12 protein-coding genes and 1 tRNA gene are annotated in these 14,961 nt (G+C 62.4%); 9 read left to right on the top strand and 4 right to left on the bottom strand.

Annotated features, from left to right (window positions below):
* Nucleotides 1–101: 101 nt before the first annotated feature.
* On the bottom strand, nt 102–1,658 hold the full coding sequence (gene pgi, locus HF955_RS16110) for a glucose-6-phosphate isomerase (RefSeq protein ID WP_291076589.1): 1,557 nt from the start codon (nt 1,656–1,658) through the stop codon (nt 102–104).
* A gap of 207 nt (nt 1,659–1,865) precedes the next feature.
* Between pgi and tuf the strand changes: the two genes are divergently transcribed.
* Nucleotides 1,866–3,056, top strand: a complete 1,191-nt coding sequence (gene tuf / locus HF955_RS16105) for an elongation factor Tu (RefSeq protein WP_291076587.1) — start codon at nt 1,866–1,868, stop codon at nt 3,054–3,056.
* Nucleotides 3,057–3,145: 89 nt separating this feature from the next.
* Here the strand turns inward: tuf and HF955_RS16100 are convergent, their stop codons facing one another.
* Nucleotides 3,146–3,688, bottom strand: a complete 543-nt coding sequence (locus tag HF955_RS16100; RefSeq protein WP_291076585.1) for a carboxymuconolactone decarboxylase family protein — start codon at nt 3,686–3,688, stop codon at nt 3,146–3,148.
* A 73-nt stretch (nt 3,689–3,761) separates the two neighbouring features.
* Here HF955_RS16100 and HF955_RS16095 point away from each other — a divergent pair.
* A tRNA-Trp gene (locus HF955_RS16095) sits at nt 3,762–3,837 on the top strand.
* Nucleotides 3,838–3,945: 108 nt separating this feature from the next.
* Nucleotides 3,946–5,553, top strand: a complete 1,608-nt coding sequence (locus tag HF955_RS16090; protein WP_291076583.1) for an alpha-glucosidase — start codon at nt 3,946–3,948, stop codon at nt 5,551–5,553.
* Here the strand turns inward: HF955_RS16090 and HF955_RS16085 are convergent.
* Nucleotides 5,550–6,566 (bottom strand): LacI family DNA-binding transcriptional regulator, encoded by a 1,017-nt coding sequence (locus tag HF955_RS16085; RefSeq protein ID WP_027837385.1) that lies wholly within the window; start codon nt 6,564–6,566, stop codon nt 5,550–5,552. The genes HF955_RS16090 and HF955_RS16085 overlap by 4 nt on opposite strands.
* Nucleotides 6,567–6,838: 272 nt before the next feature.
* On the opposite strand from HF955_RS16085, the gene zwf reads away from it, so the two are divergent.
* The 5 genes from zwf to eda are packed head-to-tail and all read left to right on the top strand — an operon-like array spanning nt 6,839 to nt 12,452.
* Nucleotides 6,839–8,308: a glucose-6-phosphate dehydrogenase gene (gene zwf, locus HF955_RS16080; protein WP_291076581.1), complete on the top strand. Its 1,470-nt coding sequence runs from the start codon at nt 6,839–6,841 to the stop codon at nt 8,306–8,308.
* Complete coding sequence (gene pgl / locus HF955_RS16075; protein WP_291076580.1) at nt 8,305–9,018, top strand: 6-phosphogluconolactonase; 714 nt, start codon at nt 8,305–8,307, stop codon at nt 9,016–9,018. Before zwf ends, pgl begins: the two co-directional genes overlap by 4 nt.
* Nucleotides 9,018–10,850 carry a phosphogluconate dehydratase gene (gene edd / locus HF955_RS16070; RefSeq protein ID WP_367279804.1) on the top strand — a complete coding sequence of 611 codons (1,833 nt, stop codon included), beginning with the start codon at nt 9,018–9,020 and terminating at the stop codon, nt 10,848–10,850. The genes pgl and edd overlap by 1 nt, the downstream gene beginning before the upstream one ends.
* A gap of 4 nt (nt 10,851–10,854) precedes the next feature.
* A complete protein-coding gene (locus tag HF955_RS16065; protein WP_291076576.1) occupies nt 10,855–11,820 on the top strand; it encodes a glucokinase in 966 nt (321 codons plus the stop codon).
* On the top strand, nt 11,817–12,452 hold the full coding sequence (eda, locus tag HF955_RS16060) for a bifunctional 4-hydroxy-2-oxoglutarate aldolase/2-dehydro-3-deoxy-phosphogluconate aldolase (protein WP_291076574.1): 636 nt from the start codon (nt 11,817–11,819) through the stop codon (nt 12,450–12,452). The genes HF955_RS16065 and eda overlap by 4 nt, the downstream gene beginning before the upstream one ends.
* A 37-nt stretch (nt 12,453–12,489) precedes the next feature.
* Here the strand turns inward: eda and purB are convergent, their stop codons facing one another.
* Nucleotides 12,490–13,788 carry an adenylosuccinate lyase gene (purB, locus tag HF955_RS16055; RefSeq protein ID WP_291076572.1) on the bottom strand — a complete coding sequence of 433 codons (1,299 nt, stop codon included), beginning with the start codon at nt 13,786–13,788 and terminating at the stop codon, nt 12,490–12,492.
* Between the two features lie 197 nt (nt 13,789–13,985).
* Between purB and HF955_RS16050 the strand changes: the two genes are divergently transcribed.
* A complete protein-coding gene (locus HF955_RS16050) occupies nt 13,986–14,915 on the top strand; it encodes a peptidoglycan-binding protein (RefSeq protein ID WP_291076570.1) in 930 nt (309 codons plus the stop codon).
* Nucleotides 14,916–14,961 lie beyond the last annotated feature (46 nt).

The raw sequence follows: 14,961 nt of genomic DNA, 5'->3' as shown, positions 1-14,961 counted from the left end.
TCGGACCAGCGCGACAGGCGCAGCGCAACAGGCCGCCCGGTATCGTCCAGCAGGACCTCACGGGTTTCTCCGATACAGGTTTCGCGCAGGACCAGTATGGATCAGCCTCCGGATATCATCGCGATCAGGGCGGCGGTGACCGCATCGTCCGCCCGGGCGCTGCCTTCGACGGCCGGTTTGAGCCGCGACGCCATCGTCTTGCCGCGCTCAACGCCCCACTGGTCGAACGGGTTCAGTTGCCACAGATGACCGGCGAAATAGGTGCGGTGTTCATACAGCGCCACAAGCGCTCCGAACGCCTCGGGGCCGAACTTAGCATGTGCCAGGAAAGTGGAGGCCCGTCCGCCTGCATGGACCTTCTGCCGGGCGACGTCGTCCGGCAAGTCCGGTTCTTCGCTCCGGACATCGTCGAGGCTGCGGCCATTGGCGAGCACTTCGGCCTGGGCGAGCGCATGTGCGGTCAGGGCGGTCACGCCTGACGCATCCCGGTCCCGGTCCGGGGACAGGATGAACTCGCATGGGACGTCCTGAGACCCCTGGTGCAGCCATTGGTGATAGGAATGCTGGCCCACCGAGCCTTCGCCGCCCCAGAGTGCCGGCGCCGTCGTACCGGGTACGGGCTGGCCGTTCGGGCCGACCGTCTTGCCGTTGGATTCCATCTCCAGCTGCTGCAGATAGGTCGGCAACAGTCTCAACCGGTTTGAATAGGCGAGCAGAACGCGCATCCTTTCGCCGCGCACCGTCGCATTCCAGTAATCCATCAGGGCCAGCCGCATCGCCGCATTGTCTTCCAGCGTTGCGGTGCGCACATGCGCATCCATGTCGGCGGCACCTTTCAGGATCGACTCGAAGACATCGGCCCCGAGATAGATCATGCAGGCCAGGGACGCGGCGGACCAGAGCGAGAAACGGCCGCCCACCGAGAGCGGCATATCGAACACATGGGCTTCGCGGCCGTCCAGCCAGGCTTTCGCGCGATCCGGATTGGCGGTCACCAGCGCCAGATGCTGCTGGGAGCTGTCACCCACCGAGGCCTCCAGCCATTTGCGGGCACGCCCCAGATTGTACAGCGTCTCCTCGGTACCGAAGGATTTCGAGACTCCGATCACCAGCGTGCGGGCCGGGTCGAGCCCTGCCAGCGCGCGGTCCAAGTCGAAGGGATCGACATTGGCACAGAAGCGCAGGTCGATCTTGCCCGATGCCTTGTCTTCAAACGCATCGGCAATCAGGCGCGGGCCGAAGTCGGATCCGCCAATCCCGATGTGCAGCACAGCGTTGAATGCCTGTCCTGTCGACCCTGTGACGGCGCCGGAGGCGACGTCGCGTGCAAAGGCGAGCGCGGGAAGGACGCTCTGACGAACCGTTTCGGCTTCTCCGGACAGGGCTTGCGGCGCGCGCAATGCCCAGTGCAGGGCGGGGCGCTGCTCGGACGGGTTCACGATCTCGCCACCAAACAGGTTCTGCGCCGCAGCGTTGAGACCTGTAGCCTCTCCAAAGGCCAGCAGCGCCGCATCGGCTTCGGCATCCAGATAGTGCCGCGACAGGTCGATCGACCATCCGGCTGCCCGGAGTGGCGCGTTCCCGGCCCGCGCATCCGCGAGCTCCTTCAGCGAAGCCTTGGCCACGCGTGCGGCATGGGCCGACAGGTCAGCGGTCATAGCATTGTCCTTGCGTAAATTGATCCCGCTTCCGCTTATCCGGGGTTTCGGGTCGGGGCAAGCCGCGAAGCCGCACCGCAGTAACTGGCATTTGTGTGCTTGAAACCCGCGCCGCACATGGCTATGAGGCGCGTTTAACAGGCCGTTTGGCCTGATGTTCATCCGTCCGGCGGGCCGGACACCGAAACTGAATCAAGGAGAGGCCCGATGGCCAAGGCAAAGTTTGAACGCAACAAGCCGCACGTCAACATCGGCACGATTGGCCACGTTGACCACGGCAAGACGACGCTGACCGCAGCGATCACGATGACGCTGGCCGAGCAGGGCGGTGGCGAGAAGCGGTCCTATGAGGACATCGACTCGGCGCCGGAAGAGAAGGCCCGCGGGATCACGATCAACACGGCGCACGTGGAATACGAGACGGAGAACCGTCACTATGCGCACGTGGACTGCCCGGGACACGCAGACTATGTGAAGAACATGATCACGGGTGCTGCCCAGATGGACGGCGCAATCCTGGTTGTGAACGCCGCTGACGGCCCGATGCCGCAGACGCGCGAGCACATCCTGCTGGCCCGCCAGGTTGGCGTTCCGGCGCTGGTCGTGTTCCTGAACAAGGTTGACCAGGTTGACGATGAAGAGCTTCTGGAGCTCGTTGAAATGGAAGTTCGCGAACTTCTGTCTTCCTACGACTTCCCGGGCGACGACATTCCGATCATTGCCGGGTCTGCGCTGGCTGCCGTTGAGGGCCGCGACGACAATATCGGCAAGGAGAAGGTGCTTGAGCTGATGGCGGCTGTGGATGAGTACATCCCGACGCCGGAGCGTCCGCTGGACAAGCCGTTCCTGATGCCGGTCGAGGACGTGTTCTCGATCTCCGGCCGGGGTACGGTTGTGACCGGTCGTGTCGAGCAGGGCATCATCCATGTCGGCGACGAGATCGAGATCGTGGGTATCCGCGACACGCAGAAGACGACCTGCACGGGCGTCGAGATGTTCCGCAAGCTGCTCGACCAGGGCCAGGCTGGCGACAATATCGGTGCGCTGCTGCGCGGCATCGACCGTGAAGGCGTCGAGCGTGGTCAGGTCCTGTGCAAGCCGGGCTCCATCACGCCGCACACCACGTTCGAGGCTGAAGCCTACATCCTGACGAAGGAAGAAGGCGGCCGCCACACGCCGTTCTTCACCAACTACCGTCCGCAATTCTACTTCCGCACCACGGACGTGACGGGTGTTGTGACCCTGCCGGCCGACAAGGAAATGGTCCTGCCGGGCGACAACGTCAAAATGGACGTCGAGCTGATCCAGCCGATCGCCATGGACCAGGGCCTGCGCTTCGCCATCCGCGAAGGTGGCCGGACCGTCGGCGCCGGCGTGGTCTCCGCGATCAAGAAGTAAGACCCGGTCCGCGCGTACGCGCAGGACTGACACAGACAGAAGGCCGCCCCTTGGGGGCGGCCTTTTTTCATGGCCGGGATGTGCGATGCCTAGTCCAACTTGATTTCGATGCCCTTCGGTCCTCCGGCTTCCACTTCAACCCCGAAGGTTTCGAGAAAACGGCAGACCATCATGTAATAGCCAATCAGCAGGACCAGTTCTTCCAGCAATGGCGCGCCGAAATGTTTCAGCACCGGTTTGAGGGCACCATCGGACGGATGGGGATGGGTCACCAGATGGTCGGTAAAGGTCAACGCCAGCTTCTGTTCATGGCTCAGCGCGTCCGCTCCCGGGCCGGTCTTCACGGCTTCGATCAGGTCCGCATCCATTCCGACCGCCAATCCAATGGCTTCGTGCTGGGTCGTCTCGTATTTCGCGTTGGACAAGTATCCCACGCGCAGGATCACGCATTCGCGGGTCACCGGGTCCAGCTTGCCCTGTTGAAGAAAGGCCGTTCCCATCCCCACAAAGGGTTTCAGGAGATGCGGGGCGTGCCCCAGCATTCGGAAGATGTTCAGTGGCGCCAGCTTGTCCAGATGGGCTCTGGTGTCTTCAGGAAGGGTGTCGATAACGGGATAGGGAATGCGGGACACAGTTTTTCTCCAGGGGCTGAACCTCTAGTCTTGCGGCATGACGGCATTTGAGGCAAACCGCTCATTCGCCTGAAGGGGTATAGCTCAGTTGGTAGAGCATCGGTCTCCAAAACCGAGGGTCGCGGGTTCGAGTCCTGCTGCCCCTGCCAGGCGTCAATCCGATTTTCCCGTCTTTCCATGTACTGTCGATGTCGTCAGGATTGCATGATTCCGGCGCCGTGTGATTGTGTGCGGAAACGGCCAATCGGGATCGGAGCATGAGCGAAACCTCCTCTCAGACACCCTGGTGGAAGGGCGCGGTGATCTATCAGATCTATCCGCGTTCATATCAGGATACGAATGGCGACGGGGTCGGAGACCTGCCCGGAATTACAAGGCGCCTCGACCATGTGGCGTCGCTGGGCGTGGACGGGATCTGGATCTCGCCCTTCTTCACGTCGCCGATGATGGATTTCGGCTATGATGTGGCCGACTATTGCGATGTGGATCCGGTTTTCGGAACGCTGGACGATTTCGACCGCCTGTTGTCCCGCGCTCATGCGCTCGGCCTGAAGGTGATCATCGACCAGGTTTATGCCCACTCGTCCGATGCGCATCCCTGGTTCAGTCAAAGCCGTCAGGACCGGACGAATGATAGGGCGGACTGGTATGTCTGGCGGGACCCGAAACCGGATGGCTCCCCTCCAAACAATTGGCAGGCCGTATTTGGCGGGCCGTCCTGGACGTGGGACGCGCGGCGCCAGCAATATTACATGCACAATTTCCTGCCGAGCCAGCCCCAGTTGAACCTTCACAATATGGCCGTACAGGACGCGCTGCTGTCAGTGATGCGATTCTGGCTGGAGCGCGGCGTGGACGGTTTCCGTCTGGATGCGCTGAACTTTGCCCTGTTCGATCCGGACTTCCGGGACAATCCCCCCAAGGAACCGCCGCCCCGGTCGGTATCGCGCCCATTCGATCTGCAGGAACACGTCCACAACCAGTCGCATCCTGAATTGCCGAAATTCCTGCGGCGCCTCCGGGAGTTGATGGACACCTATGGCGACATCTTCTCCGTCGCCGAAGTGCCCGGTCCGAACCCGCTTGCGCAAATGCGAGCCTACACCGAAGGCGACCGGCACCTGAACTCGGCCTACAATTTCGACTTTCTGTATGCGCGGCAGCTGACGGCCGGCGCCGTGTCGGCCTCGCAGGCCAATTGGCTTGGCGCCGAGGGGGAAGGCTGGCCGTCCTGGGCATTTTCCAATCACGATGCGCCGCGCTGTGTCAGTCGCTGGTTCGACGGTGTCGCGCCGGATGTGCGGGCCAAGCTGACAAATGCATTGCTGTACTGTCTGCGCGGCAATCCGATCCTGTATCAGGGAGAGGAACTGGGCCTGTCACAGGCAGAGATTGCGTTCGAGGAGCTGCAGGACCCCGAAGCCATCGCAAACTGGCCGCGCACGCTCGGGCGCGACGGGGCCCGCACGCCCATGCCGTGGTCGCAGGCAGAAGAAAATTGCGGGTTCGGAACCGGCAAGCCGTGGCTGCCCATCGGGCAGGGGCATGCAGGCCTGTCGGTGGATGTGCAGGAAAAAGACCCGGGCTCGGTCCTGAACTTCACGCGTGAGCTTGGCAAATTACGGGCCGGCTCACAGGCCCTCCGGTTCGGCGCGATCACATTCCGGTCTGCGACAGACGATGTGCTCGTCTTTCATCGCAGTCATGGTGAAGAGACAATCGAGTGCGTCTTCAACCTGTCGGGTGAGCCCCGCAGCGCCGCCATCGCCGGGATCGACGCTTCTCGGATTCTGGCATCGGTTGGCGGCGACATGTCGGCCGGGCAGCCGGTTCCGGCGCATTCCTGTCGCATCGCCCGGCTTTAGGCGAGGCCGCAGGATTCCCGCACGATCAGGTCTGTCGGCAACCGTTCGGACCGCATCGGCCCGTCTTCGGCCGAGGCAATCAGCTTGGCCACCATGATGCGCCCTGCGCGGGCGGGATCCTGGGAGATCGTGGTCAGGGCCGGGAAGCCATAGGCGGCCAGTTGCAGATTGTCGTAGCCGGTCACTGAAACATCGTCAGGCACCCGCAGGCCCTCCTTCAACAGGCAGCGAATGGCCGCCATGGCGATCAGGTCATTGGCGCCGACGACCGCGTCAAACCGGATGCCGCGTTCCAGCAGGCTGGTGATGGCGGCTTCGGCCGATTCGACGTCAAAGCTGGCCTGCAGGGTCAGGTCCGGATCCAGTGGTGTGTCAGACCGTCGGTGCGCTGCGATATATCCCTCATAGCGCTGCAGGATCTCCGGATTGGACGTGTCCCCGACGAATGCGATCCGGCGTCTGCCAAGATTGATCAGGTGCGATGTGGCGCGCTTTCCGCCGCCGAGATTGTCGGACCCGATGGAGCAGTATTTCTGCCCGGCGATTTCCGCACCCCAGACGATGAACCGGTTTTCGGTCTCGGCGAGCTGGTTGAAGCGTTCATGCAGGAAGCTCTGGCCGAGGAAGATGACCCCTTCGGCCCGGTTTGCCGTCATGATCGCGGCCAGATCATCATGGTTCTTCGGTGCCAGATAGGAGATCAGTACGTCACAGCCTGCAGAGCGGCCGGCTTCGCTGAGCCCGCCGATCAGTTCCTGAAAGAACGGATCCGACACTTCTGTCTGTCGGCCGGCCAGGGTCGGCACCACCACGGCAATCGTCGCCGCCGCGCCCGACAACAGGGCAGGCATGGACGGCCGGAAATTGTAATTGTGCTCCCGGGCGATCTTCCAGACGCGGCGTTTTGTTTCATCATTGACGGCTGGACTGTTGTTCAATGCCCGCGAAACGGTCGCGATCGAGACACCGGCAATCGCCGCGAGGTCTTCCAATCGCGTTCTGGTGCTGGACATCCCCGGTCTCCTCCGCGTATGAACTCGATAACAACGTTGTCACATTCGTGACGCATACGTCCATACTATAGTTGGAGCGTTCTGCAAATTTTGCAGGACGTCAAAAAAATGACCGGGAGAGGGCATCGGATGTGGTCAGCACTGCGCAAAGGCGCGTCCATCTTGTGTGAGGAATGCGGATTCGTCCTCCTGACGGGATTACCTGCCCGTGAATCATCCGATAGTTTTTCATCCTGAACCCCGTTCTCCCTGAACGCTCTGGAGGCTGCCTCATGGCAAAATTCATTCCCGTCGATCCGTTCGACATCGTTATCTTTGGCGGAACGGGCGACCTGTCCCGGCGCAAATTGCTGCCGGCCCTGTTCCATCGCTGGCTCGATGGCCAGATACCGGAGTCGAGCTGCATCGTCGGCACCGCGCGCAGCGACATGGATACCGAGGCCTATCGCAAGATGGCGCGGGAAGTCTGTGAAGCGGCCACCGGCGACAATTGGGACACCGGCGAATGGGACCGGTTCGAAAAACTGATCCAGTATGTGTCCATCGATGCCACCCAGGAAGACGCCGACTGGGAGACCCTGAAATCCTTCCTGACACTTGATGATGACCGGCCCTGCGTCTTCTACCTTGCCACCTCTCCGCGCCTCTATGTCCAGATCTGCGACGCGCTGGGCAAGGCCGGGCTCGCCGAAGAGAACATGCGGGTGGTGCTGGAAAAGCCGATCGGCACGGATCTGGAATCGGCCAAGGCGATCAATGACGGGGTTGCGCGCGTCTATGCCGAACGTCAGGTTTTCCGCATCGATCATTATCTCGGCAAGGAGACCGTGCAGAACCTCATGGTGCTGCGGTTCGCCAACATGCTGTTCGAGCCGATCTGGTCGCGCAATTATGTCGACCATGTCCAGATCACGGTCGCCGAGGACCTTGGCCTCGAAGGACGCGCGGACTATTACGACAAGTCCGGCGCCCTGCGCGACATGGTGCAGAACCATCTCCTCCAGCTGCTCTGCCTGACCGCGATGGAGCCGCCGCACCAGCTCGAGGACGATGATGTGCGTACCGAGAAGATCAAGGTGCTGAACGCGCTGGCGCCGATTTCCGGCGAGGCCGCGAAGAAGTTGACGGTGCGCGGGCAATACAAGGCGGGCGTCAAGGACGGCAAGCCCGTCCGGGGTTATCTGGAGGAACTGAGTTCCGGCAGCGAAAGCACCACGGAAACCTTCGTCGCCATCAAGGCGAGCATCGACAATTGGCGCTGGGCCGGCGTGCCCTTCTACCTGCGGACCGGCAAGCGGATGTCGCATCGCCATTCCGACATCGTGATCCAGTTCAAGCCGACGCCGCATTCGATCTTCGGGGAAGGGCATGAAACCGCGAACCGCCTGGTCATCCGTCTTCAGCCGGACGAAGGGGTTCGCCTGTTCGTGCAGATCAAGGAGCCCGGCCCGGGCGGCCTGAGGGTCAAGTCACTGCCGCTGAACCTGTCCTATGCGGAGAGTTTCACGGTACGCTATCCGGATGCCTATGAGCGGCTGCTGATGGATGTGGTGCGCGGAAATCTCTCCCTGTTCATGCGCAAGGACGAGGTTGAGGCGGCCTGGACGTGGGTCGACGGTCTCATCGAGGCCTGGGAAGCCTCCGGAGAGCGCCCGGAAGCCTATGCCGCGGGATCAGATGGTCCGCTCGCCGCAGCCATGATGATGGACCGGGACAGCCGGGCATGGTGGGAGAGCACATGAGCGGTCTGAGCCATCAATTCCTGCCCTTCGGGTCCCGCGAGGCGGCAACCCGTTTCGCAACGCAATTCATTGTCGGCGGCCTCGAGAAAGCGCTTGAAGGCAAGGCCACCGCATCCCTGATGGTGTCGGGTGGGTCGACGCCCGGAGGCGTGTTCGATGCCCTGACCGGGGAGGTGCTGGACTGGAGCCGGGTGATGATCGGGCTGGTGGACGAGCGCTGGGTTGACCCGGAAGATGCCGCATCGAATGAGCGACTGGTGCGGCAAAGACTGCTCCGGGGCCATGCGGGCGCAGCGGGGTTCCTGCCGATGAAGACCTTGGACGCAGCGCCGGGCGCCGCCGTGGCGGACCGGTCGCAGGCCTATGCGCCACATTGCTCGCCGGCCGATGTCGTCCTGCTTGGCATGGGCGAAGACGGGCATACGGCCAGCTGGTTTCCTGGATCGGCCGGGTTGGCCGAGGCTCTCGACAGCCAGGCCGCGGTCGCGGCCATTGACGCGACGGGGTGCCCGGTCGCGGGCGACCATACCGCGCGCATCACACTGACCGGGCAGGCGGTCGCCAATGCGGCCTCGGCGATCCTGCTGATCTTTGGCGAGGCCAAGAAAACGGTCTTTGAAACGGCGTTGACCGCATCAGCCATGGACAAGCCAATCCGGTATGCAATCGACAAATTGGGGCCGCGATTGACGGTCGTATGGGCAGCATGATGACAGAGATGAATCCGAAGATTGTCGAAGTGACCGAACGGATCCGGGAGCGCTCCCGGGATTCCCGGCAAGCCTATCTGGACATGATCCGCAGTCGGCGACCGTCGGACTTTGCCCGCCGCCGCATGTCGGAAAGCAGTCTGGCGCACGCCTCTGCTGGCTGTGCCGTGATCGAAAAGACGCAGCTGTTGGGTGCGGGCTGGCCGAATATTGGCATCATCACCGCGTACAATGACATGCTGTCCGCCCATGCGCCGTATCAGGACTATCCGAAGTTCATCCGCGAGGCCGCTCGTGAAGTGAATGCCATTGCGCAGGTGGCGGGCGGTGTTCCGGCCATGTGCGATGGCGTCACTCAGGGGTTTACCGGAATGGAGCTGTCCCTGTTTTCGCGCGACGTGATCGCCATGGCTTCGGCGATCGGCCTCAGCCATGACGTGTTTGATGGCGCGATGCATCTCGGCATCTGTGACAAGATCGTTCCGGGCCTGGTCATTGCCGCGCTTCGCTTCGGGTGGATCCCGTCCATTTTTGTCCCGGCCGGTCCGATGCCGTCCGGCTTGCCCAATCCGGAGAAACAGCGCGTGCGCCAGCTCTTTGCCGAGGGCAAGGTTGGGCGCGATGCGCTGCTGAAGGCCGAGTCGGAAAGCTATCACACACAAGGCACATGCACCTTCTACGGCACAGCCAATTCGAACCAGATGCTGATGGAAGTCATGGGGTTTCACCTGCCGGGCGCGGCCTTCGCAAATCCCGGCACACCCATCCGGGACGCTCTGACCCGTGCCGCCACGCACCGCATCGCGCAGCTGCACGCGCAGGGCGACCACTATCTTCCCGCAGGTGAAATGATTGACGAGCGTTCCATTGTGAATGCGGTGGTGGGGCTCATGGCCACCGGCGGATCAACCAATCATGCGCTTCACCTGCCCGCCATGGCGGCTGCCGCGGGCATTATCCTGACGCTTGAGGATTTTGCCGACATCAGCGCCGTCACGCCCTTGCTTGCGCGCGTCTACCCGAACGGCCCGGCGGATGTGAACCATTTCCATGCCGCAGGCGGGATGGGTTTTCTGGTGCGCGAATTGCTGTCCGCAGGCCTTATGGATGGGACGGCGCAGGGCGTTGCAGGCGCGATCTCCGACTATGCTGTGGAGCCGTACCTCGAAGAGGGTGAAATTGCATGGCGACCGGCGCCGGAAACCAGTGCGAACACAGACATCCTGCGCCCGGTGACCGATCCGTTCTCGAAAGATGGGGGCTTGCGCATGATGGACGGGCCAATCGGTCTGGGCGTCAGCAAGGTGTCTGCCGTGAAGCTTGAGCACCGTGTCGTCGAAGCGCCCGCCATGGTCTTCGACTCGCAGGAGGCGCTGAAGGCTGCCTTCGATGCCGGAAAGCTGGACAGGGATTTTGTGGCCGTGGTGCGGTTCCAGGGGCCGGCCGCCAACGGCATGCCGGAACTGCATACGCTGACCCCGCCGCTCGCCGTCCTGCAGGATCGGGGATTCAAGGTGGCTCTGGTCACGGATGGACGCATGTCCGGCGCCAGCGGCAAGGTGCCCTCCGCCATCCATGTCAGCCCCGAGGGCTCACGCGGTGGGCCGATTGCCCGGATCCGCGATGGAGACATCATCGTGTTCGATGCCGAGCGCGGCGTTCTGGACATCAAGGTTCCGGCCGAGGAATTCGAAAAGCGTGTTCCGGACGAATATCGCCCAAACGAAAACGGAATGGGGCTTGGCCGGGAGATGTTCACCTATTTCCGTGAGCTTGCGGGGCCGGCGGCCAATGGTGCCAGCCAGTTCAATTTCTGGAGTCGCGGGGACTGAGCGTATGAGTGACCGGGTATTGGTCGGGGATGTTGGGGGAACCAATGTCAGGTTCGCGCTGGCAGCCAAGCGCGATGGCAAGACCGAGATAGACTCCTTTACGAAACTGGCAGGCGACAATTTCGACACGTTCGCCAGTGCGCTTCAGCAGTATCTGGAGGAGACCGGACTGAAGCCCCGGCGGGCCTGCTTTGCGATGGCAGGGCCCGTGCGCAATGGGGAAGTCGAGCTGACAAACCGGAACTGGCACGTCTCGGCCCGTGCGCTGTGTCAGCGGTTTGGATTTGATGACATACAGATCATCAACGACTTCACGGCCATGGCCAGGTCGGTGCCAGAACACTCATCCGATTATTTCGAGGAAGTGCTGCCCGGCGATGCCGTGGAGGATTTACCGGTGATCGTGGCTGGACCGGGCACCGGGTTTGGCGTCGCCACCCTGTTCCCGCTCGGCAATGATGCATGGCGCGTTCTGACAGGTGAGGGAGGCCACATCGCCTATGCCCCTCGGGACACGCTGGAATTCGATGTCGCCAGCATTCTCATGCGAGATCAGGGCTATGTGTCCAACGAACTGGTTGCGTCGGGCATGGGGCTGGACTTCGTCCATAATGCCTTCTGCGAAGTGTTCGGCCGGGAAAAGGAAGAGGTTTCGCCGCAGGACATGCGAATTCGGGCCGATCAGGGCGATGAGATGTTCGATCAGCTCATCGCCATGCGCGCCAAGGCCGTGATGGGCGCGGTTGGCGATCTGGCCCTGGCTAACGGCGCATTGGGCGGGGTCGTTCTTGCTGGTGGCGTGACGGAGCGGATCGTCGATTATCTCCGTCGGCCGGAGGCCATCGCCCGGTTTCGCGATCGTGGCCCGATGTCGGGCTACCTTGCGAATTGTCCCGTACGCCTTATGCACGATCCCGAAGCGCCCCTGATCGGCGCCGCAGCCTATTACGCTCAGGAGACGCACACATGACTTCCTCGCTTGATGCCCTGAAGGCCGCCGCCCGGCGCGCCCCGATCGTTCCGGTTCTGGTCGTCCCGGACGTTGATGCGGCGGCGCCCCTGGCCGAGGCGCTGGTTGCCGGCGGACTCACCATTGCCGAAGTCACGCTGCGCACGGAGAGCGGGCTGAAGGTGATCGAGGAGATGAAAAAGGCCCAGCCGGACCTGATCGTTGGGGCCGGCACGGTGCTGACAGGTGAAGACGTCAGCAATGCAATGAATGCCGGGTCTGATTTTCTTGTATCGCCAGGCATGTCGCCAAAGCTTCTGGATGCGCTTGGGGACCACAAGGACATCACCATCCCCGGCGTTGCGACCGCCAGTGAAGCGATGACGCGGCATGAAGAAGGCTTCAGGATGCTGAAGCTGTTTCCGGCAGCAATCGCCGGAGGTGTCGGTGCCTTGAAAGCGCTGTCGGGGCCGCTCCCGCATCTGGAGTTCATGCCCACAGGGGGCGTCAGCGCGGACAATGCGGCAGACTATCTGGCGCTGCCGAATGTCGTGGCGGTGGGTGGATCCTGGATCGCCACGGAAAAGGATGTTGCGGCCGGCGCCTGGTCTGACGTGGTTGCCAAGGCAAAAACGGCGCTCACACGAATCTGATCGCCGCTTTCTGAACCAAATGTTGGGTGAGCGTCTATCAGGCGCGTCCGAAGACGCGCGTGAAGATCGTATCGACCTGCTTGAAGTGATAATCGAGGTCGAACAATGCCTCGAGTTCTGCATCGGTCAGGCGTGACGATACATCGTCATCCTGCTTCAGCAGGTCCAGAAGGTCGCCTTCCTTGTTCCAGGTGCGCATGGCATTGCGCTGGACAAGGCGGTAGCTGTCCTCGCGGCTGACGCCTTTTTCCACCAGCGCCAGCAGGATGCGCTGCGAATTGTGCAACCCGCCCATGCTGTTGATCGTCCCCAGCATGGCCTCGGGATAGATGACCAAATTCTCGATCACGCCGCCCAGACGGTGCAGGGCGAAGTCGAGATGCACGGTGGCATCCGGGCCGATTCCGCGTTCAACAGATGAGTGGGAGATATCGCGCTCGTGCCACAGCGCAACATTCTCCATGGCCGGGGTCACGGCGGAGCGGACAAGCCGTGCGAGACCGGTCAGGTTTTCGGTCAGGACGGGGTTGCGCTTGTGCGGCATGGCCGAAGAACCCTTCTGGCCAGCGGAGAAATACTCTTCGGCTTCGAGAACTTCCGTGCGCTGAAGGTGGCGCACCTCGGTGGCCAGCCGTTCAATGGACGAGGCGATCACGCCCAGCACGGCAAAGAACATGGCATGCCGGTCGCGCGGGATGACCTGGGTCGAAACCGGCTCGATCTGCAGGCCCAGCTTTTCGGCAACATGGGCCTCAATGGCCGGATCGATATTGGCAAACGTGCCGACGGCACCGGAAATGGCGCAGGTCGCCACTTCCTCCCGCGCGAGCTCCAGCCGTTTGCGGGCCCGTTGGAACTCGGCATGGAAGGTCGCCAGTTTCACACCGAACGTGGTCGGCTCGGCATGAATGCCATGGCTGCGTCCGATGGTCGGGGTCAGCTTGTGCTCGAAGGCGCGTTTCTCGAGCGCGGCGAGCACACGGTCGACACCGGTCAGCAAGAGATCGGCCGCGCGGACGAGCTGGACGTTGAAACAGGTGTCGAGCACATCGGAAGAGGTCATGCCCTTGTGCAGGAAACGCGCTTCTTCCCCGACATGTTCGGCAACATTGGTCAGGAAGGCGATGACGTCATGCTTCACTTCCCGCTCGATCTCGTCGATCCGGTCAACTTCGAACGCCGCACGTTCGCGGACGGCCGCGGTCACACCTTCCGGAATGAGGCCTTTCTGCTCCATCGCTTCGGCAGCAAGCGTTTCGATTTCAAGCCAGATGCCGAATTTGGACTCGGGAGACCAAATGGCGGCCATTTCGGGACGGGTGTATCTGGGGATCATTGGGTACCTCGGCGAAGGGGGATTCGGCCCCTCTAATACTGATTGGGCCGCAGAAGGCCAGTGGCTCGCGGCAAACAGCTCGTAAAGTTCGGCACTCATCGTCAGGGAAGCTGGAGCTCAGGCTGGTCTGGGGCGGTCGCGACCGCTATGGATGTGAGCCGCGTGACCAAGCAGGGAGGGCGATACCATTGAAGCCTGTGATCCTTCTTCTGACTGGCATCATCTGCTCCCAGCTGTCGTCGGCCGTGGCTGAGGACAGCGCAGGGCCTGTCCTCGGATGCGAGGCCAGCGTGCTGCTGCCCGAGCGCTTCGAAATCGTGACCGAGCAGGTCGTCGATCAGCCCGAACGCATGGAAATCGTCGTCTTGCCCGCAGAGTATGAAATGGTGCCGACCGAGATGCTCGTTCGCGCAGCCTGGACAGAGCGCAGGATCGTCCCGGCGCAGTACACGACCGAGACCGAGCAGGTGCTCGTGCGTCCGGAACGGACTGAAACGATCGTGATCCCGGCTGAATACGAGACTCACACGGAGCGGGTGCTGCTGAGACCGGCTGAAACGCGCTGGGACGTCGTGACACGCGATCCGGAAGACCGTTCGGCCTGCGTGAGGTCAATCGGAGCGGCCTGGCTGTGCCCTGTGGAGGTGCCGCCCGTCTACGAAACCGTCACGAAGACCGAGATCGTGACACCCGAACGGACCGAAACGCGGGTCATTCCGGCAGAATTCCGAACTCTGGTGAAACAGGTTGAAACGGTTCCGGAGCGAATCGAAACGGTTGAGCACCCCGCGGAATATGAAACCGTGATGGTCGAAACTCTTGTCGTACCGGCGCGGGAGGAGGTGCGCATCGTGCCGGCAACCTACCGGACGGTAGAGAAGCGCGTCTCAACGGGCGGGGGGGTGATGTCGACGCGGCCGGTCGTGTGCGACACGGCGCTCTCTGAGGGCGTGGTCACCGCCCTGCAGAGCGCCCTGACAGAGGCCGGGCACCCGGTCGAGGCTGACGGAGTGCTTGGCCCGGCGACGCTGGCCGCACTGGCCGCCTTCCAGTCGGAGCGCGGCCTGCCGATGGGGCATCTGACCGAGGAAAGCGTAACGGCGCTGGGCATGTCGCTCGGCCGCTGAGGCTTTGCGATTCATTCGCAAGGAAAGCCTGTGATTTCATGGGGTT

Origin of the sequence: Hyphomonas sp. (assembly GCF_017792385.1) — a bacterium.
Lineage (GTDB): Bacteria > Pseudomonadota > Alphaproteobacteria > Caulobacterales > Hyphomonadaceae > Hyphomonas.
Note: the sequence above shows the minus strand (reverse complement) of the source record. Positions and strands in the feature narration are given on the sequence as shown.

Excerpts from the sequence above, each read along its gene's own strand:
- pgi (WP_291076589.1), bottom strand. The coding sequence starts at position 1,658 with ATGACCGCTGACCTGTCGGCCCATGCCGCACGCGTGGCCAAGGCTTCG.
- tuf (WP_291076587.1), top strand. The coding sequence starts at position 1,866 with ATGGCCAAGGCAAAGTTTGAACGCAACAAGCCGCACGTCAACATCGGC.
- HF955_RS16090 (WP_291076583.1), top strand. The coding sequence starts at position 3,946 with ATGAGCGAAACCTCCTCTCAGACACCCTGGTGGAAGGGCGCGGTGATC.
- HF955_RS16085 (WP_027837385.1), bottom strand. The coding sequence starts at position 6,566 with ATGTCCAGCACCAGAACGCGATTGGAAGACCTCGCGGCGATTGCCGGT.
- zwf (WP_291076581.1), top strand. The coding sequence starts at position 6,839 with ATGGCAAAATTCATTCCCGTCGATCCGTTCGACATCGTTATCTTTGGC.
- pgl (WP_291076580.1), top strand. The coding sequence starts at position 8,305 with ATGAGCGGTCTGAGCCATCAATTCCTGCCCTTCGGGTCCCGCGAGGCG.
- edd (WP_367279804.1), top strand. The coding sequence starts at position 9,018 with ATGACAGAGATGAATCCGAAGATTGTCGAAGTGACCGAACGGATCCGG.
- HF955_RS16065 (WP_291076576.1), top strand. The coding sequence starts at position 10,855 with ATGAGTGACCGGGTATTGGTCGGGGATGTTGGGGGAACCAATGTCAGG.
- eda (WP_291076574.1), top strand. The coding sequence starts at position 11,817 with ATGACTTCCTCGCTTGATGCCCTGAAGGCCGCCGCCCGGCGCGCCCCG.
- purB (WP_291076572.1), bottom strand. The coding sequence starts at position 13,788 with ATGATCCCCAGATACACCCGTCCCGAAATGGCCGCCATTTGGTCTCCC.